The organism is Roseateles toxinivorans, from assembly GCF_004362525.1.
GTDB classification, from domain to species: Bacteria; Pseudomonadota; Gammaproteobacteria; order Burkholderiales; family Burkholderiaceae_C; genus Paucibacter; species Paucibacter toxinivorans.
In genome coordinates, this window is sequence record NZ_SNXS01000009.1 from 1 (window position 1) to 25,695 (window position 25,695).

Annotated in this window: 14 protein-coding genes; 7 read left to right on the top strand and 7 right to left on the bottom strand. The window is 65.4% G+C overall.

The window, feature by feature from the left end; all coding sequences use genetic code 11:
- Positions 1 to 149 precede the first annotated feature (149 nt).
- The 5 genes from DES47_RS23525 to DES47_RS23545 form a co-directional block, all read right to left on the bottom strand.
- On the bottom strand, positions 150 to 743 hold the full coding sequence (locus DES47_RS23525; protein WP_133703218.1) for a PEP-CTERM sorting domain-containing protein: 594 nt from the start codon (positions 741 to 743) through the stop codon (positions 150 to 152).
- A gap of 436 nt (positions 744 to 1,179) precedes the next feature.
- On the bottom strand, positions 1,180 to 2,130 hold the full coding sequence (locus tag DES47_RS23530; RefSeq protein WP_166652133.1) for a GGDEF domain-containing response regulator: 951 nt from the start codon (positions 2,128 to 2,130) through the stop codon (positions 1,180 to 1,182).
- A gap of 71 nt (positions 2,131 to 2,201) precedes the next feature.
- The gene (locus DES47_RS23535; protein ID WP_133703220.1) at positions 2,202 to 5,168 is read right to left on the bottom strand and encodes a PAS domain-containing hybrid sensor histidine kinase/response regulator; all 2,967 of its coding nucleotides are present in this window, start codon (positions 5,166 to 5,168) and stop codon (positions 2,202 to 2,204) included.
- Between the two features lie 2 nt (positions 5,169 to 5,170).
- The gene (locus DES47_RS23540; protein WP_133703221.1) at positions 5,171 to 5,986 is read right to left on the bottom strand and encodes an alpha/beta fold hydrolase; all 816 of its coding nucleotides are present in this window, start codon (positions 5,984 to 5,986) and stop codon (positions 5,171 to 5,173) included.
- Positions 5,987 to 6,037: 51 nt separating this feature from the next.
- Complete coding sequence (locus tag DES47_RS23545; protein WP_166652134.1) at positions 6,038 to 11,149, bottom strand: CHASE domain-containing hybrid sensor histidine kinase/response regulator; 5,112 nt, start codon at positions 11,147 to 11,149, stop codon at positions 6,038 to 6,040.
- Between the two features lie 187 nt (positions 11,150 to 11,336).
- On the opposite strand from DES47_RS23545, the gene DES47_RS23550 reads away from it, so the two are divergent.
- The 3 genes from DES47_RS23550 (at position 11,337) to DES47_RS23560 (ending at position 18,284) form a co-directional block, all read left to right on the top strand.
- Positions 11,337 to 13,103 (top strand): response regulator, encoded by a 1,767-nt coding sequence (locus tag DES47_RS23550; RefSeq protein ID WP_133703223.1) that lies wholly within the window; start codon positions 11,337 to 11,339, stop codon positions 13,101 to 13,103.
- A gap of 263 nt (positions 13,104 to 13,366) precedes the next feature.
- On the top strand, positions 13,367 to 14,251 hold the full coding sequence (locus tag DES47_RS28835; RefSeq protein WP_166652135.1) for an ABC transporter substrate-binding protein: 885 nt from the start codon (positions 13,367 to 13,369) through the stop codon (positions 14,249 to 14,251).
- A 7-nt stretch (positions 14,252 to 14,258) separates the two neighbouring features.
- Positions 14,259 to 18,284, top strand: coding sequence for a PAS domain-containing protein (locus DES47_RS23560; RefSeq protein WP_133703225.1), 4,026 nt, complete (start codon positions 14,259 to 14,261; stop codon positions 18,282 to 18,284).
- Positions 18,285 to 18,899: 615 nt separating this feature from the next.
- On the opposite strand, the gene DES47_RS23565 is transcribed toward DES47_RS23560, so the two are convergent.
- Complete coding sequence (locus tag DES47_RS23565) at positions 18,900 to 19,835, bottom strand: LysR family transcriptional regulator (RefSeq protein ID WP_133703226.1); 936 nt, start codon at positions 19,833 to 19,835, stop codon at positions 18,900 to 18,902.
- Between the two features lie 68 nt (positions 19,836 to 19,903).
- On the opposite strand from DES47_RS23565, the gene DES47_RS23570 reads away from it, so the two are divergent.
- The 3 genes from DES47_RS23570 (at position 19,904) to DES47_RS23580 (ending at position 23,361) form a co-directional block, all read left to right on the top strand.
- Entirely contained in the window at positions 19,904 to 21,295 is a 1,392-nt protein-coding gene (locus DES47_RS23570; RefSeq protein ID WP_133703227.1) for an MFS transporter, read from the top strand.
- A 189-nt stretch (positions 21,296 to 21,484) separates the two neighbouring features.
- Positions 21,485 to 22,555, top strand: a complete 1,071-nt coding sequence (locus DES47_RS23575; protein WP_133703228.1) for a sensor histidine kinase — start codon at positions 21,485 to 21,487, stop codon at positions 22,553 to 22,555.
- Positions 22,552 to 23,361: a LytR/AlgR family response regulator transcription factor gene (locus DES47_RS23580; RefSeq protein ID WP_208115098.1), complete on the top strand. Its 810-nt coding sequence runs from the start codon at positions 22,552 to 22,554 to the stop codon at positions 23,359 to 23,361. Before DES47_RS23575 ends, DES47_RS23580 begins: the two co-directional genes overlap by 4 nt.
- A gap of 17 nt (positions 23,362 to 23,378) precedes the next feature.
- Here the strand turns inward: DES47_RS23580 and DES47_RS23585 are convergent, their stop codons facing one another.
- On the bottom strand, positions 23,379 to 24,146 hold the full coding sequence (locus DES47_RS23585) for an HD domain-containing protein (RefSeq protein ID WP_133703229.1): 768 nt from the start codon (positions 24,144 to 24,146) through the stop codon (positions 23,379 to 23,381).
- Positions 24,147 to 24,918: 772 nt separating this feature from the next.
- On the opposite strand from DES47_RS23585, the gene DES47_RS23590 reads away from it, so the two are divergent.
- Positions 24,919 to 25,356 carry a hypothetical protein gene (locus DES47_RS23590; RefSeq protein ID WP_133703230.1) on the top strand — a complete coding sequence of 146 codons (438 nt, stop codon included), beginning with the start codon at positions 24,919 to 24,921 and terminating at the stop codon, positions 25,354 to 25,356.
- Positions 25,357 to 25,695: the final 339 nt, after the last annotated feature.

Consider the following 25,695-nt stretch of genomic DNA (forward strand, 5'->3'; position numbering starts at 1 on the left):
CGGCAAAACCAAGTGCCGCTAGCGCAGCGGGCTTCAACATTCCACTTCAGGTCGGGGCCAGCACCGATGACTGCGCTTTGTGCAGACCTTCCCTAGAGACCGAGCAGGACACACCAATGCTCGCCCCGCTCGGCCTTGGAACCCAAAAGTCAACGACGACCACGCCTCAACATCAACCCCAACAGCGCGATCCCGCCAATCAGCAGCGCACCGCTGGTTGGTTCTGGAACAGCGCTCGCGCTGGAATATTTGAAAGCGTAGAACGCGTCAGCGGTGCCATTGGGTTGGAGTCCTGCGCCGTCGGCGATGATGCTGATTCGGTCGGCCGACAAGCCGGTTGACGCCACGGTCACCGTGTCGCCGCCGGCCAGTACGAAGCTCGCGAAGATGCCGCTGGCAGAGGCTGGGGAAGGGAAAGTCACGTTTTGTGCATAGGGCGTACCGTCCGCGATGAACGATATTTGACCGGCGCCTATGTGTTCGCCGAACCCCAAGAAGGCAATCGCATAGTAGCTGCCATACCCCAGGCTGACGGTGGAGTCAGCCGCATTCAAGAAGGGTTGATTCAGACCAGTAGCTGCTGTGAAAGCCAACGGCGAGGTGTTGCCATCCACGATCGTGTTGTTGATGTAGCTCAGAGAATTGGATTTGAAGCTGATGTCGGTCAAGGTGCCGGCGCTGGCCGTGGCCATCGCTGTGCACAACATCGAGATACTCAACAGGTACTTGGAAACGAATCGCATATCAGTTGCTCCAGGTGATTTCGTGGATGCCGGCGATGCATTGGCAGACTTGTTGCCGGTGTCCGCGACGCTACTCGGGAAGTTGGTGGGCAACAACCCCGCGTGTGGGTGGTTCGCCTTCCCCTACGGGTTTGACCTAGCTCTACGACTCAAGCCTCGACAAAGCGCAATCTCTGTGAATCGATCGCGTTTGTGACGGTCATGGCGCAGGGGTGGTTTGATGCGATGTCCGCGCCGACCGAACTTTGACCACCCGGGGATGTGACCAGAAACTTGGACTGGTTATGCAGCGATCCCCAAGTTCCTGCGGTGCTCGGTGGGGCTGCGGCAACCGAGCGAGTTCTTGATCCGCGCGTCCATGTACCAGCGGATTTAGGCGTCCACGGCCGCCACGAACTCGATGGTCGTGGATAGCCAACCGCCTGTGCTTCGCGACCTATGTGGAGGCAAGCTCGCTGCGGCTTCTTCCCGCCGACTTCGCTCTGTACAGAGCCGCATCGGCTCGACCGAGCAGATGCTCAACTCGGTCCTGAAGCGAGTGCGCCACACTTTCGATCGGCTGCTGGGAACTCAGTGCAACGAGCGTTGCCACGCCAATCGAGGTGCTCAGGCATCCTTGTTGACTTGCCTCATGGGGATGTGCCAGTTCAGCTAAGGCCCGATGCATGTGCGACGCGACCGCCATGGCGCCGTCGCTATCGGTATCTGGAAGCAGAACGACGAACTCTTCGCCACCCCAGCGCGCGCAGAAATCATTGGCGCGGCTGGCCGCCTTTCGCATGCACTCGGCAACCTTGATCAGGGCAAGATCGCCGGCTACGTGACCATAGAGGTCATTGAATGCCTTGAAGTGATCGACATCGATCATCAGCACGCTGGTCGGCGTGCGCAAGCGATCGGCCCGAAGGACCTCGCGCTCGAGCCGCTCCTGCATCGCGCGGCGGTTTGCCAGTCCGGTCAGCGTGTCAGTTCGGGACAGTCGCCGCACTTCAGCCAGGGCCCGGCTCAACCGAAGCTGGGTGTTCACCCTGGCCTTCAGCACGCCGGGCCGGATGGGTTTGGACAGGAAGTCCACTGCACCCGCCGCAAAGGCAGCTTCTTCGGTGGCTTCGTCGCGATGGCTGGTCAACAGGACCACGGGGATCTCGGCGAGTTCGCTGGAATTCTGCATCAGGCCGAGCATCTCCAGCCCGCCCATCTCCGGCATCTCGGCGTCCAGCAGGACCAGGTCGACCGGCTCATTGCGCAGCAGGCGCAGCGCATCGACTGCGCTGCGGGCAAAGCGGCAGCGGCCGAAATCGCTCAGCAGTCGGCTGGCGGCTTGGATGATCGATGGGTCGTCATCGACAAGAAGCAGCGTGGCTGGAGGCGCGGCGGTATCGTTCATGGCCCATTCTGACAGAGAGGTTGGACGGTCCGGCCGAAGCCGGTGCATGGCCTGTTGAAAACCCTCGGGGTCTAGTGCGCCGCGGCCCCAGATGCTTGCCAAGCGCAAAGAAACTGAAGCACGGGCTCGAAATCCAGCTCGGCCACGTCATGCTGGAGTCGCTGCAGTTCCTCGTCGGGCAGGCCCATCTGGCGCAGCCAGGGCAACAGGAACTCCAACTCCGTGGCGGCGCCGAGATCCTGCTGGCGCAGCAGGGTCAGCAAGCCCGTGAAGCGCTGGGCGGCATCGCCCGGTGGCTGCAACGCAGGCTGCGTTGGTGGGGCTGATCGGGCTGACGGGGTCACCAGTAGGCCTGCTGCAGACTGCCGCAGCATGTCCAGGGCCTCGGCCAATGCGTTCAACTGCGGTTGAATCTCGTCAGGCTGTCCGCCCTGCCGCAGCCGGTCTTCAGCCTGGGTGGCCAACTGGTCGATGCGCGCAGCGCCCAGCGTGGCAGCGGAACCCCGAAGCTTGTGCAACGTGGCCTTCAATCGGGCGGCATCCAGTGTATGTAGCTCTTCAACCCATCGACTGTCGAACGTCGCGAGCATACGCACGACCATGCGTTGGAACAAGGCGAGGTCGCCACCCAATCGGGGCAGGGCCTCGGCCATGTTGACCCCGTCGATGACGGGGTAGTTGGCAGGCGGAGGTGACGAAGAAGCAGGGACTGCCGAAATTCCGAGCCCGGCGGTGTGTGCCAACATCCGGCGGCTCAGGGTGTACACCAGCTTGCCGGGGTCCAGTGGCTTTGTCAGGAAATCGTCCATCCCGGCCTCAAGGGCGCGGCGACGCTCCTCTGACAGTGCGCCGGCCGTCAGCGCCAGCACCGGAAGCCTCTCCAGACCGGCCAACTGCCGGATGCGCCGGGTCGCCTCCAAGCCATCCATCTCCGGCATCTGAATGTCCATCAGCAGGGCGTCATAACGTTCTCCCCGCTGGAGCCGTGTGATCGCCAGGGCTGCCCTGGTTTCGCAAACAGCCTCGGCGCCTTCCTGCTCCAGCATGCGTTTGACCACGTCCAGGTTGATCTCGCTGTCATCGACAACCAGCACACGAAGACCCTGAAGTCGCTTGCCATCGACGGCTTGGGCTGAATCATCGATCGGTCGATGGAGCACTTGATCTAAGGCTGCCGCATCGGCGGGTTCGAGTGGCAGCGTGACGATGAACTCTGCGCCTTCGGCCGCCGCGCTGTGTAAGGTCAGGCTCCCCCCCATAAGAACCACCAGGCGCTTGGAAATGAACAGCCCCAGGCCGGTGCCCCCGAATCTCCTGGTCGTGGATGCATCGGCCTGAACGAAGGGCTGGAACAACTTGCTCTGCGACTCGGTGGAAATGCCGATGCCCGAGTCGCGAACCGAGAAGCGCAACTGGGCTCCATCGACTCGCGCGATCAGGCTCACGCCGCCGGCCTGGGTGAACTTCAGCGCGTTGCTGAGCAGGTTGCTCAGCACCTGGCGCACACGGGACGCATCGCCGATCAGCCACTGAGGCAGTTGAGGGTCCTTGCTCAGCGTCCAGTTCAGGCCCTTGCTGCCGGCCTGGATGGCGAACACCGCATCGAGTTCCTGCAGCACATCGTGGGGGCTGTAGGCTGCGCGCTCCGCAGTCATCTCACCGGCCTCGATCTTGGCCAGATCCAGCACGTCGTCAATCAGCGACAGCAGCGAGCGCCCGGAGATCTGCAACTTGCCAAGCAGCTGACTCTGGTCTTCGTTCAGCGGGGTATCGGACAGCAGGTGGCCGATGCCGATGATCGCGTTCATCGGCGTGCGGATCTCGTGGCTCATATTGGCCAGGAACATACTCTTGGCTTCGCTGGCTGCTTCGGCATCGAGCTTGGCTTGGAGCAGCGCCTGCATCAGGTGATGCTGCTCGGTGACGTCCTGCAGGGCGCCCATCAGACGCACGGGCCGGCCCTCTTCCCGGTCCACCATGCCGAGCGCACGTACCACCAGCGGTGTGCCGTCTCTTCGCACGAAGGGAACTTCCAGATCCCAGCCGATGCCTTCCTCCATGCCGCGGCGCAAGGCTGCTTCGATCTGCTGGCGTGCGGCCGGAGGGTAGAAATCCAGTGACTCATCCAGCTTGGGCTGATAGTCAACGGCCACCCCATGGAGTCTGCAAGTCTGCGCCGACCAGAACAAGGTTTGGGTGAGCAAGTCCAATTCCCACCCCCCGACCCCGGCCAGCTCATTGGTGCGGCCTAGCAGAGCCTCGCTGCGGCGCAGCGCGGTTCTTTGCGCCATGTTCCCGGAAATGTCGACCAAGGTGCCGAAGACCCATTCGGCGGAGCCATCCGGCATTCGACTGATCACCCGGCCGCGCTCCTGGACCCAGACCCAGTGGCCCTGCCGGTGCTGCATCCGATGCTCGCTGAGGTACTCCGCCTGCGTGCCGCTCTGCAGCACCTCCAACTGCGCCGTGATCCGCTCGCGCTCGTCCGGGTGGAGTCGCGCGGTGCGCAGGCCGAGATCCGGCGGTGTGATGTCTGCGATCGGCCAACCCAGCATCTCGGCCCAACGCTCATTGACCTTCAGGGCGCCTGACGGCACATGCCATTCCCAGGTTCCGGCGTTCGAACTCAGCAGCAGGTTCTGCAGGCGCTGTCTCGCTTGCAGCAACTCGGCCTCAAAGCGCTGCCTTTCCGTGGCGACAAAGAACGCCCAATGAACGCGCAGCGATGCCGGCGGTGCTTTGCCCGGATCGCAGCGGGCGTTCAGCAGCACGGCACGCTGCTTGCCGTTCGCGCTGCGCAGTTTCAGATGGATCTCGTCCACACGTCCCTGCCGCAGCAGCAGGGGCCAGACATGGGTCTGCATGAAGATGCGCGAGGCCGGCGGCAGCAAATCGTCAAGATGCCACTGCACTCCAGATGGCGGGGCCATGCCGAACTGCTCGTGCAGTTCGGCATTCGTCAACAACGCCTGTCCCTGGCCGTCGGTGACCAGCACAGCGCAGGGCAGCAAGTCGAGGTCGGAGGCCAGATGCTCCACCTTCAGGCAGCGCCTGCCGTGTCGGCCAGATAGCGCCGCATCGCATCTATCACCAGCTCGGGGTGGCTCATGTGCGCGCAATGGCCAGCGACATCCAGAACCTCGTAGCGACTGTTCGCCAACGCGCGGTGCAGGTACTGCCCGACTGACTGTGGCGCCAAGGCATCGTTGGCGTGCTGCAGGATCAGGCTTGGGCAATGCACCTTGTGCAAATCGGCGCGGTTGTCCGCAAAGAAAGTGGCGCGCGCAAATACCCGGGCAGTCACCGGGTCCGTCGAGCAGAAGCTGCGCTCCAGCTCCGCACCCGTACTGGCACCCCCCGCACCCGCCACCACAGGCGCCAGATAGCTGGCCCAGCCCAGGTAGTTCTGATCCATCAACTCCAGCAACCCTTCCAGATCGGCGGCCTCGAATCCCCCTTGATAGTCGGGAGGATGGTTCAGAAAGCAGGGCGATGGCCCGATCAGGATCATCCGTTCGAAAAGATTCGGCCGCTGCAGATGCGCCAATATGCCGATGCTGCAGCTCACCGAGTGTGCGACCAGGGTGACGCCCTGACTCAGTCCCAACGCGTCGCAAACCTCGATCAAATCCTGGGCATAGCCCTCCAGCCGACCGTAGCGTTGCGTGTCGAAGGGGACCGAATCGGACGCAGGCCCGCTGCCGGTGTAGTCCAGCAGAATCTGCCTGTGGCTGGACTCAAAGGCCGGCGTGATGCCGGACCACATGCCCTGATGGCAACCAAAGCCATGGGCGTAAAGCAGCACCGGTCCCTGCTGACCGATGCTGCGGACATGATTTCTATCCAGGGGATTCATGCTGTCCTTTCAGTGTCGTATCGAAAACGGATTCTCGTCCCTAGTCTGGACTCATGAACCCAGACTCTGCGCTTCCAGCAGACTCAAGGCCTTCTCGAAGTCGAGGTCGTCCACACAGCGCTCGACCGCATCGACTTCCTCGGCACGCAGCCCCTGCTCGCGGAGCCAGCGTCGCAGACTCTGCAGAACGCTTCCAGCCTCAAGGTCCTGCCTGCGCAGAAGGCTGAGCAGTTCCGCGAAAGCCGCTTGGGCGTCTGCCAGCGGCGGTTCCTCTGACCCGTCAGAAGTTTCCAGGGGTTGCGCCAACCAGGCCTCGGCAGCGCTTTGCAGCGCCGCGATCGACTGTGCCAAGCTGCCGCGCAGCACCTTCAGCTCTGCTGGCGACGCTCCAACACGCAGGCGCTCCTCGCCTTCGGCCGCCAGCTCTTGGACGCGCAGCGCCCCCAGCAGGCCAGCCGAGCCACGCAGCTTGTGCAGTTGAGCTGCGGCCTGTTCCGCAGGAAGTTCGGCCAGGCCGTTCACCCATTCGGCGCCATGCGATTGCAGCAGCCTTGTCAGCAGCCGGTGGAACAGCCCCGTATCGCCGCCCAGCCGGTGCGCCGTGCCCTGGGCGTCGATTCCCTCGATCTGTGGCCAATCCGCGGGCAGTGCCGCCTGCGCGTCGATGCCGCGAACCGGCAGCGGTGCGCCGCGCCGCGCTTCAATGTGTCGCCGCAGCGTGCGCACCAGGGTTTCAGGGTCCAGCGGCTTGGTCAGAAAATCGTCCATGCCGGCTTCCAGTGCGCGGCGGCGTTCTTCCGCCAGCGCGCCGGCGGTCAGGGCTATCACCGTCAGATCGCGCAGCTGTAGGCGCTCGCGGATCAGCCGCGTCGCCTCCAGTCCGTCCATGCCGGGCATCTGGATGTCCATCAGCACGGCATCGAATACCTCGCCCTGCGCCAATCGCTTCAAGGCGTCCTCGCCATGGCTGTCGCACTGCACCACCGCCCCCTGGCGCTCCAGCAGGCGGCGCGCCACCTCCAGGTTGATGTCGCTATCATCCACCACCAACAGGCGCACGTCGGGCAAGAGGCCGCCGCCCAGGCGCCGTATCACTGATTGATCCAGCAGGTGCTCGCTGCCGCCCTTGCGCTTGGCAATGGCCTCGTTGACGGCGTTGAACAAGGTGGAGGGGTTGGCCGGTTTGGCCAGCACAGCGTCCACAACCTCGGCGATGTCCTCGGTCTGCAGGGCCTGGCGCTCATCCTGGGTGATCAACAGGGCTGCCGGCACGCTGCCCGCGGGGAGTGACTCGCGAAGCCGACGCATCGCGCTGATGCCGTCCAGACCGTCGCCCAAGTTCCAGTCGACAAGCAGCACGTCAGGCATTGGCTGCCCCGTCTGCTGTCGCTCCAGCATCAGATCCAGCAAGGAGCCGGCCTCCGCGAAGCTCCGGGCTTGCCACCCGAAGCCCGAACACAGGGCGGACAGTCGTTCGCGCTGCACCGCCTCGTCCTCGACGACGATGGCTTCCATCCGATGGGGTGCACTGCTGACGGTAAGGGCCTGCGACTGCAGCGGCAGCTCGAGGGAGAACACGCTGCCTTGGCCCGGCTGGCTGACCAGCTCCACCGTACCGCCCATCAGCCCGGCCAGGTGCTTGACGATAGCCAGCCCGAGCCCCGTGCCGCCAAACCGCCTCGTCGTCGCCGCCTCGGCCTGTGCAAAGGGCTGGAAGACCTGTGCCTGCGCTTCTGGTGTGATGCCCACGCCGCTGTCCCTGACCGTGAAGCGAAGGCCCTGGCGGTACGCGTCAAGGTCGCAGCGCTCGACGCGCAGGCTGACCTCGCCGCTTGCGGTGAACTTGATCGCGTTGCTGAGCAGATTGCTCAGCACCTGCTTGAGCCGCTGAGGGTCGCCGACCAGCGCCTCGGGAACCTCGGGTGCGCTCGCCACCTCCCAGCTCAGGCCCTTGGCGCGCGCCTGGTCGGCGAACACCGCGTCCAGGTCGCGCAGCACCGCCGAGAGTTGATAGCCGATCCGCTCCACCGCTAGCTCGCCGGCCTCGATCTTGCTCAGGTCCAGCACATCGTTGATGACGCCGAGCAGCGAGCGACCCGCCACCTGCAGCTTGCTGAGCAGTTGTCGCTGGTCCTCGTTCAACGGGGTGTCGGCCAGCAGATGAGCGATGCCGATCACCGCATTCATCGGCGTGCGGATTTCGTGACTCATATTGGCCAGGAACATGCCCTTGGCCGCACTGGCCGCCTCGGCTGCCGCCTTGGCATGGCGCAGCGCCCGCTCGGCAGCCAGACGCGCGGAGATGTCCTGGGCGATGCCCAGGTAGCCGACGATGTTCCCGCGCTCGTCGCGCACCACGGTCACGGTCAGAGACACCGGCACATGGCTGCCGTCCTTGTGCACGTAGGTCCACTCGCGCTGCTCGGTTCCCTGGCGCTCGGGCAGGGTGACAAAGACGCGGAAGCCTTCCACCGTATGCCCCTCGGCTGCGCTGAGTGCAGTGCCGCGCTGCACGACTTCGTCGGCCAGATGCATGACGGCCGGCGTCTGCCGCCCGATCATCTCGTCCGCCGTGTAGCCGAGCAGGCGTTCGGCCCCGGCGTTGAAGACGGTGATCAGCCCGTCTGGCTCCGTGGCGATGATGGAAAAGTCGGTTGCTGCTTGCAGCACGCCGCGCAGCAGGTTGCCGAAGCGTTCGCGCTCAAGCTGGGCGGCGCGCATCTCGGAGATGTCCAACAAGGTGCCGCTGATCCACTCGGCGCGACCGTCGGGCGTGCGGGTCATCACCCGTCCGCTGGACAGGGTCCAGACCCAGTGGCCGTCTCGGTGACGCATACGGCTCTCGCACACGTACTGCCGGCTTTCACCCTTGAAATGGGCGATCAGCAGCTGGCGCGTCCGCTCCAGGTCTGCGGGGTGAAGGTATTCGACCCAGCCATCCCCGCTCATCGGCGGCAAGGCGTCGAGCTGATAACCCAGGATCTCCGCCCAGCGCGCATTGAAATGGGTCTCGCCGCTCTGGCAATTCCATTCCCAGGTGCCGGCACCCGTTCCCTCCAGGATGTTGCTCAAGCGGCTGCGCTCACTTTGGAGCTCGCGGGTCTGCTCGATCACACGACGCTCCAGACTGCCGTTCAGCGCGGCAAGCCGGCCCTGATGACCCTGCTGCAAGCGCCAGTAGAGAAACAGCAGCGCATAGAGCGCGCCGGCCAGCAAGACGGGTAGCCACAGCCGGTCTTGCCATTGCGACAGGACCTGCTGCTGCATGGCACTCATCGGCACGACTGCGCGGTAGAGCACCTGCGCGCTGGGGTCGCCGGCGTTCGGGTCAACAATGCTCTGCGCGCTCAGCACCTCGCCCTGCCGGCTTTGCCAAGCGCGCAAGGTGTCGGCAGGTGTCCGGACGCCCACCGAAATTGGGTCGTAGCGGTCCGACCAGACTTCGCCTGGCTGGCCTTCCAGCAAGCCCTGCCGGCTCAGCCAGCGCTCTTCACGGCTCAGCACGTGCAGGCTGCCCCCCCAGGGCAGGCGAAGTGCCTCGGCATTGAAGCGCGCTGAGATGTCAACGTCCATTTCCAGCACACCGAAGAGCTTTTCACCGTCCAGAACCGGCATCGAGTAGCGGAGCAGCTGCCTCGGCGATTCATCCGACTTACCCTCGCTTTGGTGATTCTGCGTCTCCATGGGGTGAGCCCAGGCCTCACCCCTGAGCAGTGTGGAGCGAATGTCGTTCAGCAAATCTATCCGGGCGGTGTCGACCCCTTGATCGAACAGAACTTCGCCGAGTTCACGTGGCTGGCGCCGCCAGCTCACCAGCTGGCTGGCCGGCCCGGCAAGTCGAATCAGCCTGACCTCCTGCGCATCCAGGTTGGCCCTGCCATAAGCTGCGAAGATCTGGCCCATGCGTTGCTGCCAGAGACGGCGGCTGGAGCCATCCAGCGGGTCCCGCCCGGATGCGTCACTGCGAATCAGTCCGTCAACCGGCGGCGTGCCGCGCAGGAAGATCAGCGCTGTTTTGCGGCTTTTTACTGCGGTGTTGCCCGCGTTGCCGCGCTGGTCGGCCAAGGCTTGCAGCTCCCGCTCGAAGCGGGCGGCAACGGTCTCTCGCACCTGCCACCAACTGAAGGCCGCGTACGCGCTTCCCAGCACCAGCAGGGCCAGCAAGGACCAGCGGGCGAGCTGGCTTCGGGCGAAGTCCATCAGGCTGCGTCGGCCGGCCCCATCGTCGAGTACGGCCCGCGGTGTTGCTGTGACGAGGTGGGTGATCAGCGATGCCAGCAAACTCAGCAAGGCCCCAAGCGCCAACAGCAGCCCGACGGGGGCTAAGCTTGCCTGGGTCTGCAAGGCCTGGCTGGCCTGCAGCTGAAGTTGCCACCGCCTCCCGAACACCGAGAGTTGATTTTCGACGATGCGCCCGGGCGCCGTTGCAAGCTCGGTGCCGCCTCGCCGCGTCGTGAAGAAAGGGCTAGGCTCGCCCACCTCACCAAGACTGAGATCCACTAGCGCGAACTCGTCGAGCAGGGGCTTGAGAACCTCCTCGGCAAGCAAAGGGGCATAGGTCCACCCCAGGGTAGCAGCCAGGCGGCCAGCCCCGTCCGGCGGCAGGGCGCCCGACGAGTACATGGGCAGCAGAATCAGGAAGCCTTGGCGAACCTTCTGGTCGGCCTGCACCAAGGTGAGCGGCGCAGTCAGGCGAACCGCAGCGTCACGTGAAGCCGCCACGGCGGCGTCGCGCCGGGTGGTCTCGGAGGCGATATCCAGGCCGACCGCACCTTGGTTGGCAGCCTGCGGGTAGATGTACTCGATAACGAAACGATCACCTGAGTTGGGTGCCAGCTCGCGCAGTTGGAAGCTGGGCATGCCGTCACCCCGGACACGGCGCAACTCGTCGCCGTCGTGGCCTTTCGGCCAGCGCCGGATGAAACCGAAGCCTCGCGCCCCGGGAAACTCTCGCGACAATTCGCGGCTTTGCGAGTAGGCGGAGAAGGTCTCGCGGCTGATGTTCGCCCCGCCGCCTGCGAGGATGGCGCCGCGAGCACCGCGCAGGCCGTACTCGTAGAGCCCGAATCGGGCCTCGACTTGCTGCGCTGCCCGTTCAGCCTGGCGTTCCAGTTCCGCGGCCAGCCGCTGCTCGTTTTCGTGCGCTAGCCACCAGGCGGCCATAGCCGTGACGAGCAGGCCAAGCAGGCCGACCCAAAGCCAGGGGCGTCCGTTCCGTGGCTTCCTTAACATCGCGCTCCCTGCAGGCTAGGTTGTCCGCGGAGCTCCCCGCTCCACGAACGGACTTTATTGCAAAATGGGCTGAGGTTCGCAGGCGCACAGCCTGTGGAGCACCAAAGGGAGAATACAAATGGCCGACAAGCCACGCCTGCTGCTGGTCGACGACGACACAGTCGCTCTGCAAGTACTGAGTAAGACCCTGGCGCCCTATGCGCGCATGCGCTTTGCGCGCAGCGGTACCGAAGCACTCAAAGCCGTCAACGAAGAACTGCCCGACCTGCTGATTCTTGACGTCAATATGCCGGGGCTTGGCGGGATGGATGTGCTGGCAGCCTTGCGCGCGAAGCCGGCGAGCGTGCACCTGCCAGTCATCCTTGTCACCAGCGCCAGCGACGAGACTTTGGAGGCGACGGCGCTGGAAATCGGCGCGCAAGACTTCATTCGAAAGCCGTTCCAACCGGAGCTGCTGGTGGACCGGATGAGAGCGCTGTTGCGGCTGTCCGCACTGCGGGCGCCGAACGCCTCGCTGACGACGGACCGGCTTCGCCAGGGCGCGCGCATCTTGCTCGTCGACGACGATCCGGTGGCTATCGAGTTCATGCGCGCCTCCCTGGCCCCGCTCGGGGCCACGTTGATGGCCGCTGCCGACGGAGAACAGGCGCTCGCCTCGATGCATGACCAAGCTCCCGACCTGGTGTTGCTGGATGCGGAGATGCCGCGCCTGGACGGCTACGCGGTGTGCCAGGCCATGCAGGTCGACCCAGTGCTGGCCCAGGTGCCCGTGGCCTTTGTCAGCGTCAATGCCGAAGCCAAGTTCGAAACGCTCAGTTTTGCGGTGGGGGCTTCCGACTTCCTGGCCAAGCCCTTCAAACCTGAGGTTCTGCTGGCCCGGGTTCGCAAGTTGCTTCAGCTGCGCAGCGAGCGTGATGAGGCGGTCAGTGCCATCGCCGCCCAGTGGCAGGAACTGGGTGACCGCCGGGTGGCCGAGCTGGTTTCGGTCGCCTCGGACGCCATCGTCTCGGTGGACGCCACCGGCGTGGTGCGTCTGATGAACAAGGCGGCAGCGGCCTTGTTCGGCATTTCCATCGAGCGAGCGTTGGGCCAGCAGGCCGAGGCAGTGCTACCCGGCTGGATGGTGATGGGCTTCGTCAGTGAAGCCTTTGGCCTTGCCAATGAGCGCCGGCGCAGCGGTCGAGGCGGGCGGGTATTCCGCCTCTATCGCGGCGATGGCGCCGTCCGCTCCGTGGAGCCGGTGGTTTTTCAGCAGGGCTCCGCGCAGCACCGCATCACCACGGTCGTGCTGCGCGATGCGACGGATCGGATCGCCGCGGAGCAGCGCCGCGAGGTGCATAGAGACGATGTGGTCACTTCTGCCGTTCAACTGGCCTTGCTTCAGGCGCTAGCCAGTGGGGACCGTTCGGCCGAAGACCTGCTGGCGGCCGCTCAGGGTCGGGTCGCCCTGCCGCTGAACGCGCCGCGACTCAGCGAGTTCGACCTTGCCCTGGAAATACAGCGGGTGCAGGAATGGGGGTTGAAACGGCCGGTGCCGATCCGGCTGCATCTGGTGCTGCCGACCCGAACGCTTGGGGCAATGGGCAATGCCGACAACTTCCGCCAGGGGCTGGAAAAGCTGCTGGCCGTTGCAGCATCGTGTGTCACGCGAGGTTTGGATGTGGACATCAACTGCAAGGTCGAAGAGGCCGTATCTCTGGATTTATGTCTTCGTGCGGAGCTTGCGGATCACCGCGTCGTCGAATCTCCTGCCTGGCGACTGGCGCTGATGCAGTTAGGTGCCGGCGGAGCGATCACCGCGGAAGACGCTGGATCAGCGCATCTTCCGACCACCATCGCCCTCAGACTCTTGAGGCCCCGCGCCTCCACGGACGTCGTCGACTGAGAATGTCGGCTCATCGCCTGCCCTCTACGCAGGGCCAAGAACCAGAGCCTGGGCTAGCATCTGATAACCACCGCTCGCGACCACCACCCCTGCGCAGGCCTGGCTCAGGGCGGGCCCATAATCAAATTCTAGGGGGACGCGCTTTGAGACCTTCCAATCGACGGAGTCAGGCAACACTGCCGCGCAGGTTCTGGCTTTCGGTATGCTGGATTGGGCTGACGCTGTTTGCCGGTGCAGGCCGGTGCGCGACACTGACGCTGGCGGTGGCCGACATCCCGTACTCCGCACCCGTGCTCATCGCCGAGGCCGAAGGCTATTTCGCGGCCGAGGGCCTGGACCTGCAAGTCAAGCACTACCCGGTCGGGCGCATCTGTCTGGAACGGCTGCTGGCCGGCGAGGCGCATTTCGCCACCGTGGCCGATACGCCGATCACGCTGGCCGGCTTCACCCGGCGCGACTTCGGCATCCTGGCCACGACCACCCTGTCAGGACGCGAGAACCAGGTCGTGGTGCGCACCGACCGGAGCATCCGTCAGCCCGCCGACCTGCAGGGCAAGCGGCTGGGCGTCATCCCGGGGACCAGCGGCCATTACTTTGCCGACACCTTCCTGCTCTTCCATGGCGTGAAGATCGACAAGGTGACCGAGCAGCCCCTGGACCCCAAGGACCCGGTCGGCGCCCTGGTGCGCGGTGAGGTGGATGCGGCTTCGCTTTTCGGCACCTATGTCACGGACGCGCTGAATCGGCTGGGGCCGCAGGGCCGGGTGCTGCCCGGCCCGGCCTTTTTCAGCGTCACCTTCAACATCGTCAGCCGGCCCGCCAGCCAGGGCGTCAGCGACGACGATGCCATGAAGCTGCTGCGGGCCGTGCAGCGCGCCACGGTCCTGCTGCAGCGCGAACCCGAGCGCGCCCGCGCCATCGTGGCCAAGGCGCTCAAGGTGTCAGTGGAGGACCTGGCAAAGACCTGGAGCGGCTTCGAGTTCCGGCTGCACCTGTCACAGGCGCTGATCACCACGTTGGAGGCCGAGGCCCGCTGGGCCTTGCGCCGACGGCTGGTGCCGGCCGGCGAGGTACCCGACTACCTGGACCTGGTGCGCCCCGAGCCGCTGAAGAAGCTCGACGCGCGCGCTGTGAACCTCATCAAGTGAGCCCAGCTTGCAAGTCCGCCGACTGATGTTGTGGGGCATTGCACTGGCCTTCGGGCTGGTGGCCGTGCACCAGGTCGCCGTCGAGTCGCTGGAGCGGCAGCGCGAGCGCATCGACGTGGTGCAGCTGGGTGTCGGCAAGGTGTCGCGTGACGCCGCCGGTCTGCTGGTTTTGACGCAGGACTATCTGCTGCACGGCCATGTGCGTGCGCGGCGGCAGTGGCATGCCGTGCACACCGAGCTGATCCAGACCCTGCACGCGCTCGACGGCCCGGCGGTGGGCCTGAAGGACGATATCGACGATTTGGTGGCTGTGACCGAAGGCCTGCCGTCCCTCTTTGCCGCGCTTGAATCGGCGGCTGGGGCGGGCGCCGCCGATGCCGATGCAGAGGGTGCGCGGCGCCAGATGCTGTCCGACCACCTGGTGGCTGAAACGCGCCGCATCAGCGATGGTGCATTCGACCTGGTCAGCGGACTGATCGATCTGCGCAGCCAGCAGCAGCACCGGCTGCGCAGCGCGACCTTGGCCGCGAATGCTTCGCTGGCTGCGCTGCTGGCAGGTCTGGTGGCCATGGTGCTGCGCCGCGTGCTGCGCCCGATGCGCCGGCTGCAGGACACGGCGCGCTGCATCGAGGCCGGCGAGCTGCAGGCCCGCAGCGCCTACCCGGCGCCGGATGAGTTCGGCTCGCTCTCGCAAAGCTTCGACGCCATGATCCAGTCCCTGCAGGACCGCCAGGCCGCGTTGGAAGCCACCCGCCGTGACCTCCGCACCGTGCTCGACGCCATGCCCTCGATGATCGGCTACTGGGACCGCAACCTCGACAACCGCGTCGCCAACCGGGCCTACCACACCTGGTTCGGCGTCGATGCAGACACTCTGCCCGGGCGCAATATGCGCGAGCTGCTCGGGCCTACACTGTTCGAGTCCAACCGGCCGTATATCGAGGCAGCGCTGCGAGGCGAGCCGCAGACCTTCGAGCGCTCTATCCCGCGCCCAGATGGCCAGGGCCTGCGCCACTCGCTGGCCCACTATCTGCCCGACCGCCAGGGCGACGAGGTGAAGGGCTTCTACGTCATCGTTCACGATGTCACCGAGCTGAACGAGGGCCGCCTGCAACTGGCAGCCGCTTTGCGCGAGAACGAGGCCTTGCTGGCGGCGATCCAGCAGTACGCCATCTTCTCGGAAATGGGCTCGGACGGCCGCTTCATCACGGTCAACGACAACGTCTGCCAGCTCACCGGGTTCTCGCGCGAGGAACTGCTCGGGAAGACCTATGCCGTGCATCAGCCGCTGCTCAGCTCGGGCGACTTCGATAGCGAGATCTGGCCCGCCCTGCGCGCCGGTCGGGCCTGGCAGGGGGAGATCGGCGGCGTCGCGAAGGATGGCAGCGTCTACTGGACCTACGCGGTGATGGTGCCCGTGAAGGCCGAGGACGGCTCGATCCGGAAGTACGTGTCGATCCGCACCGACATCACGGCGCAGAAGCGCCTAGCGCAGGAAGTCCAGCGCAGCAACGAGCGCTTCGAGCTGGCGGCCGGCGCCGCAGGCATCGGCGTGTGGGACTACGACGTCGTCGCCGGCACCCTTGTCTGGGATGACCAGATGTATGCGTTGTACGGCCGCCATCGCTCGGGCGGGCTTGAGCCCTACACGCTGTGGAGCGACAGCGTTCACCCCGAAGACAGGGCCAGCAGCGAGAAGGCTCTGCAGGACTCCATCGACGGGTATGCCGCCTTCGATCGCCAGTTCCGCATCGTCAGGCCCGACGGCGAGGAGCGATATCTCAAGGCCATGGCCCGCGTCGTGCGGGACGCCAACGGCCGACCGCTGCGCATGATCGGCGTCAACTTCGACGTGACCGAAAGGCTGCGAACCGAAGCCGCGCTGCAGGCCAATGAGAACCTGCTGCGCAGCGTCGGGCGCATGGCCCTGGTGGGCGGCTGGCGCGTCGACCTCCGGGCCGGCCGGGTGCACTGGAGCGAGCAGACGCGCGCCATCCACGAATTGCCGGCCGACTTCGAGCCGACGCTGGACACAGCCATGAACTTCTACGCGCCCGAGAGCCGCCCGGTGATCACCGATGCCGTGAACCGGGCGATCGCCAGCGGCCGTGGCTGGGACTTGGAGTTGTGCCTGATCACCTATACCGGCCGAACAGTCTGGGTGCGGGCGATGGGCGAGGTGGAATTCGACGCCCAGGACAAGCCGGCGCAACTGGTCGGGGCCCTCCAGGACATCACCGAGCGCCGTCGCACAGACGACCTGCTCCGCGCGGCCACCGCCGCGGCCGAAGCCGCCAGCGCGGCCAAGAGCGCCTTCCTGGCCAACATGAGCCACGAGATTCGCACGCCGCTGAACGCGGTGATCGGGCTGGCGCACCTGCTGCAGCGCACGCCGCTGAGCACCGAGCAAGCGCCCTATGTGCAGAACATCCTGCTGTCGGGCAAGGCGCTGCTGGGCATCGTCAACGATGTGCTGGACCTGTCCAAGATCGAGGCCGGCGAGATGGCGCTGGAGCGTACCACCTTCAGCCTGCGCGACGTCAGCTCGTCGCTGGAGGCGCTTTTCGAGGACCAGGCCCACAACAAGGGCCTGGTCCTGGCCATGACGCCTGAAGCCACGCTGCCGGACGCCCTGCTGGGCGACCCCACGCGTCTGCGCCAGGTCCTGGTCAACCTTTTGGGCAACGCGATCAAGTTCACCGAGCACGGTCAGGTCGAACTGCGCATCCAGGCCCTGGCGGCGCCGGCCGGCCACTGCCGCTTACGCTTCGAGGTGCGCGACACCGGCGTGGGCATCGCCGCCGACGTGCTGCCCACGCTCTTCGCCCCCTTCTCGCAAGCCGACGCGTCCACCACGCGGCGCTTTGGCGGCACGGGGCTGGGCCTGTCGATCACCAAGCACCTGGCCGAGCTGATGGGCGGACAGGTGGGCGTGCTCAGCACGCCGGGCCAAGGCAGCTGTTTCTGGGTTGAGCTGCCTTTCGAGCTGGGCGACGCCACCGAACTCGCGAGCGCCGCGCAAGTTCGTATCGATGGCCCGCGCCTGCAGGGCGTGCGCGTGCTGCTGGTGGACGACAGCGACATCAACCTGCAGGTGGCCGGACGGCTGCTGGAGCTCGAAGGAGCGCTGGTGCAGCCCGCACGCGACGGCGCCGAGGCGCTGCGCTGGGTGCAGCAGCGCGCTGACTTCGACATCGTGCTGATGGACGTGCAGATGCCCATCATGGACGGGCTGGAGGCGACGCGGCGCATCCGCGCCATGCCCGAGCGCGCCGGGCTGCCAGTCGTGGCGCTGACCGCGGGCAACACCGACACCGAGCACCGGCGCGCACGTGAGGCCGGATTGCAGGACATTCTGTCCAAGCCCATCGACCCGGAGCTGCTGGTACAGGGCGTACTCCGGCTGCTCGGGCGCGCGCCCGTCGTGCCCGCGGTAACCCCGACGGTGAACGACTTGCGTGACTGGCCGCAGATCGAAGGCATCGACACCAACGATTCGCGTCGACGACTGGCGGGCGACGTAGAGCTGATGCGCCGCATGCTGCGGCGCATGCTGGTGATGTGCGAGGAGTGCCTGGGCGTGCCGGCCACCACGCCCGAGCAGCGCCAGGCGCTGGCGGCGTTGATGCACAAGCTCAGAGGCAGCGCGGCCACGCTGGGGGCCAAATCGATGGCAGCACTCGCGGGGCAGGTCGAGTCGGCTTGCCAGCCGGGTCAGGCGGGGGCGGTGGCTCCGCTGCTGGCGCAGCTCGGCGAGGAGGCCCGGCAACTGCAGGCGGCCGCGGCCGCCTGGCTGCAGACGCCGCCTGATCGGCCAGGCGCAGAGGCCGGCGCGCCGCCGCTGGACACCCAGCGCATGGCCGACCTCATGCGCGCGCTGAGGTCCAAGGATCTGGCGGCAGAGTCTATGTTCGAGGCGCTGGCGCCAGCGCTGCGCGGCGTGCTCGACGCAGAGGTCTTTCGAACGCTGGCTACTTGTATCGAAGACCTAGAATTCGAGCAAGCGCTCGCCTTGTTGCGGGAACTGTCTTAGATCCTGCCGGACCAGCCAAAGTGGACTGTCTATGGCCAGTAGATGCCCTGCAATCAGTACACGGGATTCGCGGCATACAAGTGCGGCGGCTCATTGCATCCTTCACCCGGAACAGCAGGCATTCGAGCGAGCCAAGGCGCAGAAGGCCGCCGGCCGCGGGTTTTGACCTTTGCAGTTCTACGCCGGCCCAAGAGTGAAGCGGCCAACTCACGACGCCCCCGTAACCGTAATCGGGCGCGAACCGTGAATACACCTCCCGGCCGCGAGCAGCATCAATCGTTGCGGCATTGACCGATAACCCACGACCTCGAACTTCGGCAATGGGCACGTTCCTGGCTATGGCGGACGGCTCTGTGCCCAAAGCGGGCATTCACCTTGGCTCGATGAATTCACGCGGTCGGCCAGGAACGCACATACACCATTGACTACTTTCTAGATCTTTGTCTAGCCCGCCTATGCGCTATGCAAATTCAAAGCAGATGCCCGGATACATCCACGTGAACTCGATTGCCAGCGGCACCATGTAGATGCTCTCGACATCGACCGGCATCGAGGCACGCAAGACGCCCTTGGGCTGACCGAATGGCGCAGATGTAGCGGAAGGTTGCGTTTCGATCAGGCGCCTCTGGCAGACGCATCTGGAGAAGGCGACTTCAACGGGCGCTCCAGCACACGCTGCACAAGCGTGCGCAATTGAAGGTGCGCTGGGTCAGCGCCATGGCGCGGATGCCAGGCCATCAGCTGACGCTCGGGAGGCACATCGAAAGGCAGCTCGAAGGCGATGAGTCCGAGCGCGGGTGCCATGGCCCGCACGATGCGTTCGGAGGCGGTGGCAACCAAGGTCGAGCGGGCTGCCGTCACCAAGGCTGCGTAGCTGCTGGGCACGGTGAGCACGATTGCGCGCGTCAAGCCCCGCTGCGCCAACGCGTCGTCCAACGGTGAAGCCTCCCCGTGTCGCCACATCACCGCCACATGGGGCGCCTCGGCGTAGCGCCGCGCCGTGCGTCGCCCTTGAGCCAGCGGGTGGTTGGCGCAGACTGCGCCGAGCGGCGCGTGCTGCGAGAGCTCGATCAACTCTACCTCGGGGTCTCGATCCGTGAAGCTGCCGATGTCCAGATCGATGCGACCCTCGCGCAGCGCGCCACGGTCACCAAACGCTTCGGGCACAAAGTGCAGCGTGGCGCAGGGCAGGACGTCGCGCAACGCCAGCGCCAAGGTGGCGGCATAGGCCACCACCATAGCGTCGGGCGCGCGAACGACGAAGTTGCGCTCCAGCGTCGCGAAGTCACGCTCACCGGGCGAGGCCACCAGCGCGTCGGCCTCTGTCAGCAGGCGCGCGATGGCCGGTTTCATTGCCAGCGCACGCGGTGTCGGCGTCAAGCGGCGGCCGGCGCGCACGAACAGTGGGTCGCCCATCGCTTCGCGGGCGCGCGCCAGCGTGTGACTGGTAGCAGGCACGGACAGGTGCAGGCGCTCGGCAGCGGCAGTCACGCTTCCGGTGACCAGCAGCGCATCCAGCGCGCGGAGCAGATTGAGATCCCAGGATTTCATTTGTTGAAATTAATAGCTTCAATAATTGCACTGTACAGAATTCGTCTGCATTCGCACACTTTGCAGCTATGAAGACCACCCCAACCCCCGTTCCCCGTCCCGTCGCCCACGCACTGCTGATGTTGTTGCTTGTGCTGTCCGGTCTGGATCAGACGCTGCTGTCGGCCGCGCTGCCCACCATCGTGCGCGAGCTAGGCGGCGCCGATCGCTCCTCTTGGGTGTTCACGGCCTTCCTCGTTGCGTCTACCGTGGTGATACCGGTCTACGGCAAGCTGGCCGACCGCTGGGGTGTTCGGCCTCTGCTGCTTACCGCGGCGGGCCTCTTTGTGGTCGGCTCGCTGGCCTGCGGACTGGCGCCGTCGATGGATACGCTGATCGCCGCGCGCGCGCTCCAGGGCCTTGGCGGCGGCGGATTGATGACGCTGACCCTGCTGGCCACGACCGCGCTGACGACGATCGAGGAGCGGAGCGGGCACCTGGCGCGCTTGGGCGCAGCCTATGGCCTGGCCACAATGGCCGGCCCGCTGGCGGGAGCATTCGTCACCGAGCACCTGTCGTGGCGTTGGACCTTCTTCGCCGCATTGCCATTGGCGCTGGGCGCCTGGGTCGGATTGGCGCGTACGCCGATGGGCAGGCCGCACGGTGGACGATTGCCACTGGACTGGCGTGGCGCTCTGCTCCTGGCCGTGATGCTGATCTGCGCCTTGCTGGCCACGCGCAGCCGGGCGCTGGGCACCGAAACGGCCACCCTGCTGGCCGCCGCCGCGGCGACGTTGCTGCCGGTCTGGCTGTGGAGCCAGCGCCGGGCGGCCGATCCCATCGTGCCGCTATCGCTGTTCACGCGGCCGGGATTCGCCGCCAACGCATGGCTGGCGGTGAGCACGGGAATGTCGCTGTTCGCCGCAGTGGTGTTCCTGCCGTTCTTCATGCAGACCGTGCGGCACCTGTCGCCCACTTCATCGGCCTTGCACCTGCTGCCGCTGATGGCGGGGCTGATGCTGGCGTCCCGGCGCGCCGGTGCGCGGCTGAGGCGCGGTGCGGCGCCACGGTCGCTGGCGGCGACGGCTTCGATCGCTATGGCAGGCTCTCTGGCCTTGCTGGCCGTGCTGCTGCATGCGGGCGTCACGTCGCCCTGGGCCTTGTCGGCCGCTGTGCTGCCGCTGGGCGCGGGCTTGGGGCTTGTGATGCCGGTGTTGACGGTCGTCTCGCAGCGCGCCGCCCCAGCCACGCACGCGGGTATTGCGACCGCGCTGCCGATGATGCTGCGCGCCTTGGGCGGCGCTGCGGGCGTGGCCCTCCTGGGCGAGTACCTCGCGCGCCACTCGGCGGGTGGATTGATGTCCGCACTGGCGGGTGTCTTCACCGCGGCGGCGCTGGCCGCACTGCCGGCCTGCGCCGCGGCTTGGGCGCTACCGACCCGGCTCACGCCAATCGCCGCACCGCGACCGACGGCCGCTTGAGCGGCATGCCGCACCGTCGTTCAGTTTGCCACCGCTCGGTAGGGCAAATCGACAGTTCAAGGACATATGCGGCCGGGCGACAGGTTGCCTGCTAGGCAGGCCGGAAGGCACCGCGTACAGTATTGGAAGGGCCTGCCAGCACATTCCTGACGGCATAGGAAACGCGGATCATTTCACGGACGGCGCTGCATGTCCTCACTCGAGATCGCCACCTTTCGGAAGACGCCACTGGCGTGGCAGAGTGTTGCGCGGCTGATCGCCGTGTCGGCCTTGTTCTGGGCCGTGGCGGCCGGGATTCTCTTTCTTGCGGCACCGGGCATTGACACCTATCCCCGGTTGCTGGTGTTCAGCGAATGCAGCGGCCTGGCAATTCTGGGCTTCGCCATGCTGCTCAGGCCGTCGCGCTGGTTCCCGAAGATCAACCCCACGATTGGTTGGCTGGTCACCGGTGTCATAGCCATTCCGGCAGGCTATGTGCTTGGCCATGTGATTGCGCTCCTCGCGCTCGGCGAGCCGTTTCGCCTGCTCAGTCCAGGCAATGATCGGATGGTGCCGATCATCTTCACCGTGTTGATTGCGGGATTTGGCTTGCACTACTTTGCCACGCGCGAGCACCTCGCGAACGAGGCCATGGCACGCTCCGAAGCCCAACGACTGGCAACCGAATCCGAGCTGCGCCTGCTGCGTGCTCAGCTCGAGCCTCACATGCTGTTCAACACGCTGGCTAATTTGCGGTCCTTGGTCAAGGAGGACGCGACACAGGCCGAGCTCATGATCGACCAGTTGATCACCTACCTGCGCAGTGCGCTGGCGGCGTCACGGACGGAGGCCAACACATTGAGCGACGAATTTGTTCAGCTCCGTGCCTATCTGGAAATCATGTCGTTGCGCATGGGTCCGCGGCTGAGCTACCGGCTCGACCTGCCAGCAGACCTGGCGCGGCTGGCCGTGCCGTCGATGCTGTTGCAACCGCTGGTGGAGAACGCCATCAAGCACGGACTCGAACCCAAGGTAGGGGCGGGCAGCATCGAAGTGCGTGCATGCCGAGCCGATGCCGGTATCGAGATTTCTGTGACCGACACGGGCCTGGGCCTGCGGCCAGCGGGTAGGTTGCAGAGCGCGGCCGACACCACGTCCGGAAGCTATGGTCTTTTACATGTGCGCGAGCGTCTGCGGGCCATCTACGGACCAAAGGCGTCTCTGACGCTGAATCCGCAAACGCCGGCCGGCGTCTGCGCCACAGTAAGGATCCCGCAATGAACAGTGCCTTGAAGCGACCCAGTGCCGTGATCGCCGAAGACGAGCCGGTGCTTGCCAGAACCCTGTCCCGCTTGCTGGAGGAGGTCTGGCCTGAGCTGCAGGTGCTTGCTGTGGCCAGCGACGGGCTCAGCGCCATCGAGCTCGCGCTGCAGCACGCCCCGGACATCATGTTTCTGGACATCAAAATGCCTGGCAAAAGCGGGCTCGAGGTGGCCGAGGAGCTTGCAGACGAATGGCCCGACGACAGAGCCGAACCCTTGTTTGTGTTTGTCACGGCCTACGAGGAGTTTGCGGTGGCGGCGTTTGAGCATGCCGCGTTCGACTACATGCTCAAGCCCGCCAGCGTCGAGCGGTTGACGTTGTGTGTCGAGAGACTCAAGCGACGACTCGAGCAGCGCGCTGACTCGCCCGTCGATGGCGACATGTCAGCGCTGATGCAAAGGGTGCAGTCGGTGGCCACGCCGGCCGATCCGATGGCTGAGCGGATCAAGGTCATTCGGGCCGGCGTCGGCAACACCATCCGGATGATTCCCGTGGCCGAGGTGATCTGCTTCGAGGCGACAGAAAAGTACGTCAACGTGGTCACCCCGACGGGTGAGGCGCTGGTGCGCATGAGTCTGCGTGAGCTGATGTCCAGAATCGACGCGACCGACTTCAAGCAGGTGCACCGCAGCGTCGTGGTCAACTACAACTGCATCCTCAGCGCGACGCGCGACGATGTGGGCCACTACAGCCTGACGTTGCGCGGGCTGCAGCGGACCCTCAAGGTCAGCCGCGCCTTCGGTCACCTGTTTCGGGCGATGTAGCAGCGCGGTCGACGCCGCTATTCGCCAAACGGCGCCTGCTGAATCAGGTCGACGAATCCCAGGCGTCTCACATACAGACCCAGGCGCGAGTTGGGCAGGGCCCTTGCCTCGGCCTGGACGCAGTCGCAGAAGGCATTCTTGAACCCAAGTCGCGGGTGCGCTCTGTGTACCGCATCCTGCAATACGGCAGGGATCTCCTGGCTACGCCGCCCGACGACATCGAGCGCGGCGCCGGCCTGCAGCAGGTGGGCCTCAACGCCCTGCTCGGTGCCGACCTCCAGGTTCATATGCAAGGTGATCGCTTCGGCAACGCACTGCAGCTGAGCCTCGGACGCGCCGGCACGCTGCAGGATGGTGCGCGCCGCTCGAGCACTCCGCATGGTGAAGCATTGCTCACTTGGTGCGGTGGCATGCGAGGTCAGGCCGATGTCGTGCAGCATGCAGGCCGAGAAGAACAGGTTCTTGTCGTATTCCAGGTTGGCTTCGAGAGCCAACAAGGTGCCCCAGGCATAGCTTCGCCAACCGTGGTTGGTCAACCACTGCGGCTGAAGCGCTTGTGCGGCGGTCGATGCGGCAAACGCGAGCGCATCCCATGGGGGCTCGATGTATTCAAGCGCAGCCAGCTCAAGCCGGTTCATGGTGAGCGTGGATACTGACTCGCCGGGAGCCCGCGCCGAATGGCGCAGGCGTGCTCGCCCGCTGATAGCCGCTATGGTGAGTCGCCAGCGCTCAGTCAGCGAGAGCATGCCGCTGCGCTGCATCCAGTCAAGGGTTCCAATACTCATGATGCACTTTCGTCTATGGGCGAGTCAGGTCGCCAATGAAGTCGAGTCCGCCGCAATCACTGCTCCGACGCCAGCTCCACGGGGCAGGCGCAGACCGCGCCGCACTTGCACTGTGCGCCGCACGCGCATGACTGCTGGGCGGTGGGCTTCTGGCAGCCGCAGGCGCATGCCGCGCCGGTGCAGGTGGCGCAGCGGCAGGTGCTTTGGTTTGTATGGTTCATGATGAGTTTCCTTTGGGTTGAATCGACGACGAGATGTCTTCGATGGCCGTACTTTCTGCGCTCCGGCTTCGAACGACCAGCTGCCTGAGACGAGCCGTTGTGTCTGGTGCCGGAACGGTCGCGCAGTTCGACCGAATGGTCTTGCCTTCGACCCCCTGCCTGCGGACAAAGCGCTGAGTTCCTGTTGGCCTGCCCGAGGCCAGGTGGCTCGGGCGAAGCATTGGCGGCCGAGGGTGTCGTTGAATCGCCAGCAGCGCCATCACGCAGGTGCCTCGACAGTTCGGTCGACGCAAATGGCGGCTCCCGGATCGATCACGACGCTTGATCGCAAGCCGCTGTCCTCCGCCGGCGAGAGCAACGAAATTCACGTCAGCGAAGGCATGTTGCGCTCGCGATCCAGGTGGACTGATCGTGCTCAAACAGATCGCTGCATCCGCCCAAGAGAACTAGCGCCATCTACTTCCGACTTACTGCCGCCAGGCCGGCTGCCACGGCGTGAGTCCCCCGATTCTGAAGCCCGCAACCGGGCCAAACCACACGGAGATCAATGTATGGAAATCATCGTGGGCATCGCCCTTGCACTGCTTGTCTACGGAACCACCCATTGGCTGGAAATGGACCGTGAGCGCGTGTTCTATCCAACGGTCATGATCGCCATCACCACGTACTACATAGTGTTCGCCGTCATCGATGGCCGCGGGCAGGTACTGCTGCCAGAGGTTGTCATTGCCGCGGCGTTTTGCGCTGTCGCCGCGGCGGGATTCAAGCGCAACTTGTGGCTCGTTGTTGTTGCCCTTGCAGGCCACGGCGTCATGGATTCATTTCACCATCTGCTTGTTCCCAATACGGGAGTGCCCCAGGTATGGCCAGGGTTCTGCATGGCGTATGACGTGACCGCCGCAGCGCTGCTGGCTTACCTGCTGAGACGCCGTGCTCGGGCGCTCAGCCAGCCCAGCGGCCAGCTATCCGCAGATATGGATCTCCGGTAGAGAGCCGCAAGCTGCGCATGGTTGCCTATATCCGGGACGCCCTTCAGAAACGCCCAGACGCTCGCGTTCTCTGGGCTTCGGCGCCTCGCACAAGCCGTGGTTTGACGCCTGGCTCGCACAGCTCCAGGGTGCGGACATCTTGACGGAGCCACGCTGCCAAAAGCGCGTGGCAACGGCCGCCACCGACAAAGCCAGCTACATAGCCCGCCAGCACAGGTCGCGATGGCGTGCCACAGAGGGAAGCCCCGAGCACGCAGTGGCATGAGGGCTTCTCGCAACAAACGATCCCGAGAATGGAGAGCCATAGTGAATTGGCACAAGACCGCCGGACGGTTCAAA

Bases quoted from the DNA above. Each gene is read 5' to 3' on its own strand.
- DES47_RS23570 (WP_133703227.1), top strand. From the start codon at position 19,904: ATGAAGACCACCCCAACCCCCGTTCCCCGTCCCGTCGCCCACGCACTG.
- DES47_RS23590 (WP_133703230.1), top strand. From the start codon at position 24,919: ATGGAAATCATCGTGGGCATCGCCCTTGCACTGCTTGTCTACGGAACC.
- DES47_RS23540 (WP_133703221.1), bottom strand. From the start codon at position 5,986: ATGAATCCCCTGGATAGAAATCATGTCCGCAGCATCGGTCAGCAGGGA.
- DES47_RS23585 (WP_133703229.1), bottom strand. From the start codon at position 24,146: ATGAGTATTGGAACCCTTGACTGGATGCAGCGCAGCGGCATGCTCTCG.
- DES47_RS23575 (WP_133703228.1), top strand. From the start codon at position 21,485: ATGTCCTCACTCGAGATCGCCACCTTTCGGAAGACGCCACTGGCGTGG.
- DES47_RS23550 (WP_133703223.1), top strand. From the start codon at position 11,337: ATGGCCGACAAGCCACGCCTGCTGCTGGTCGACGACGACACAGTCGCT.
- DES47_RS23530 (WP_166652133.1), bottom strand. From the start codon at position 2,130: ATGAACGATACCGCCGCGCCTCCAGCCACGCTGCTTCTTGTCGATGAC.
- DES47_RS23525 (WP_133703218.1), bottom strand. From the start codon at position 743: ATGCGATTCGTTTCCAAGTACCTGTTGAGTATCTCGATGTTGTGCACA.
- DES47_RS23580 (WP_208115098.1), top strand. From the start codon at position 22,552: ATGAACAGTGCCTTGAAGCGACCCAGTGCCGTGATCGCCGAAGACGAG.
- DES47_RS23565 (WP_133703226.1), bottom strand. From the start codon at position 19,835: ATGAAATCCTGGGATCTCAATCTGCTCCGCGCGCTGGATGCGCTGCTG.
- DES47_RS23545 (WP_166652134.1), bottom strand. From the start codon at position 11,149: ATGGCCGCCTGGTGGCTAGCGCACGAAAACGAGCAGCGGCTGGCCGCG.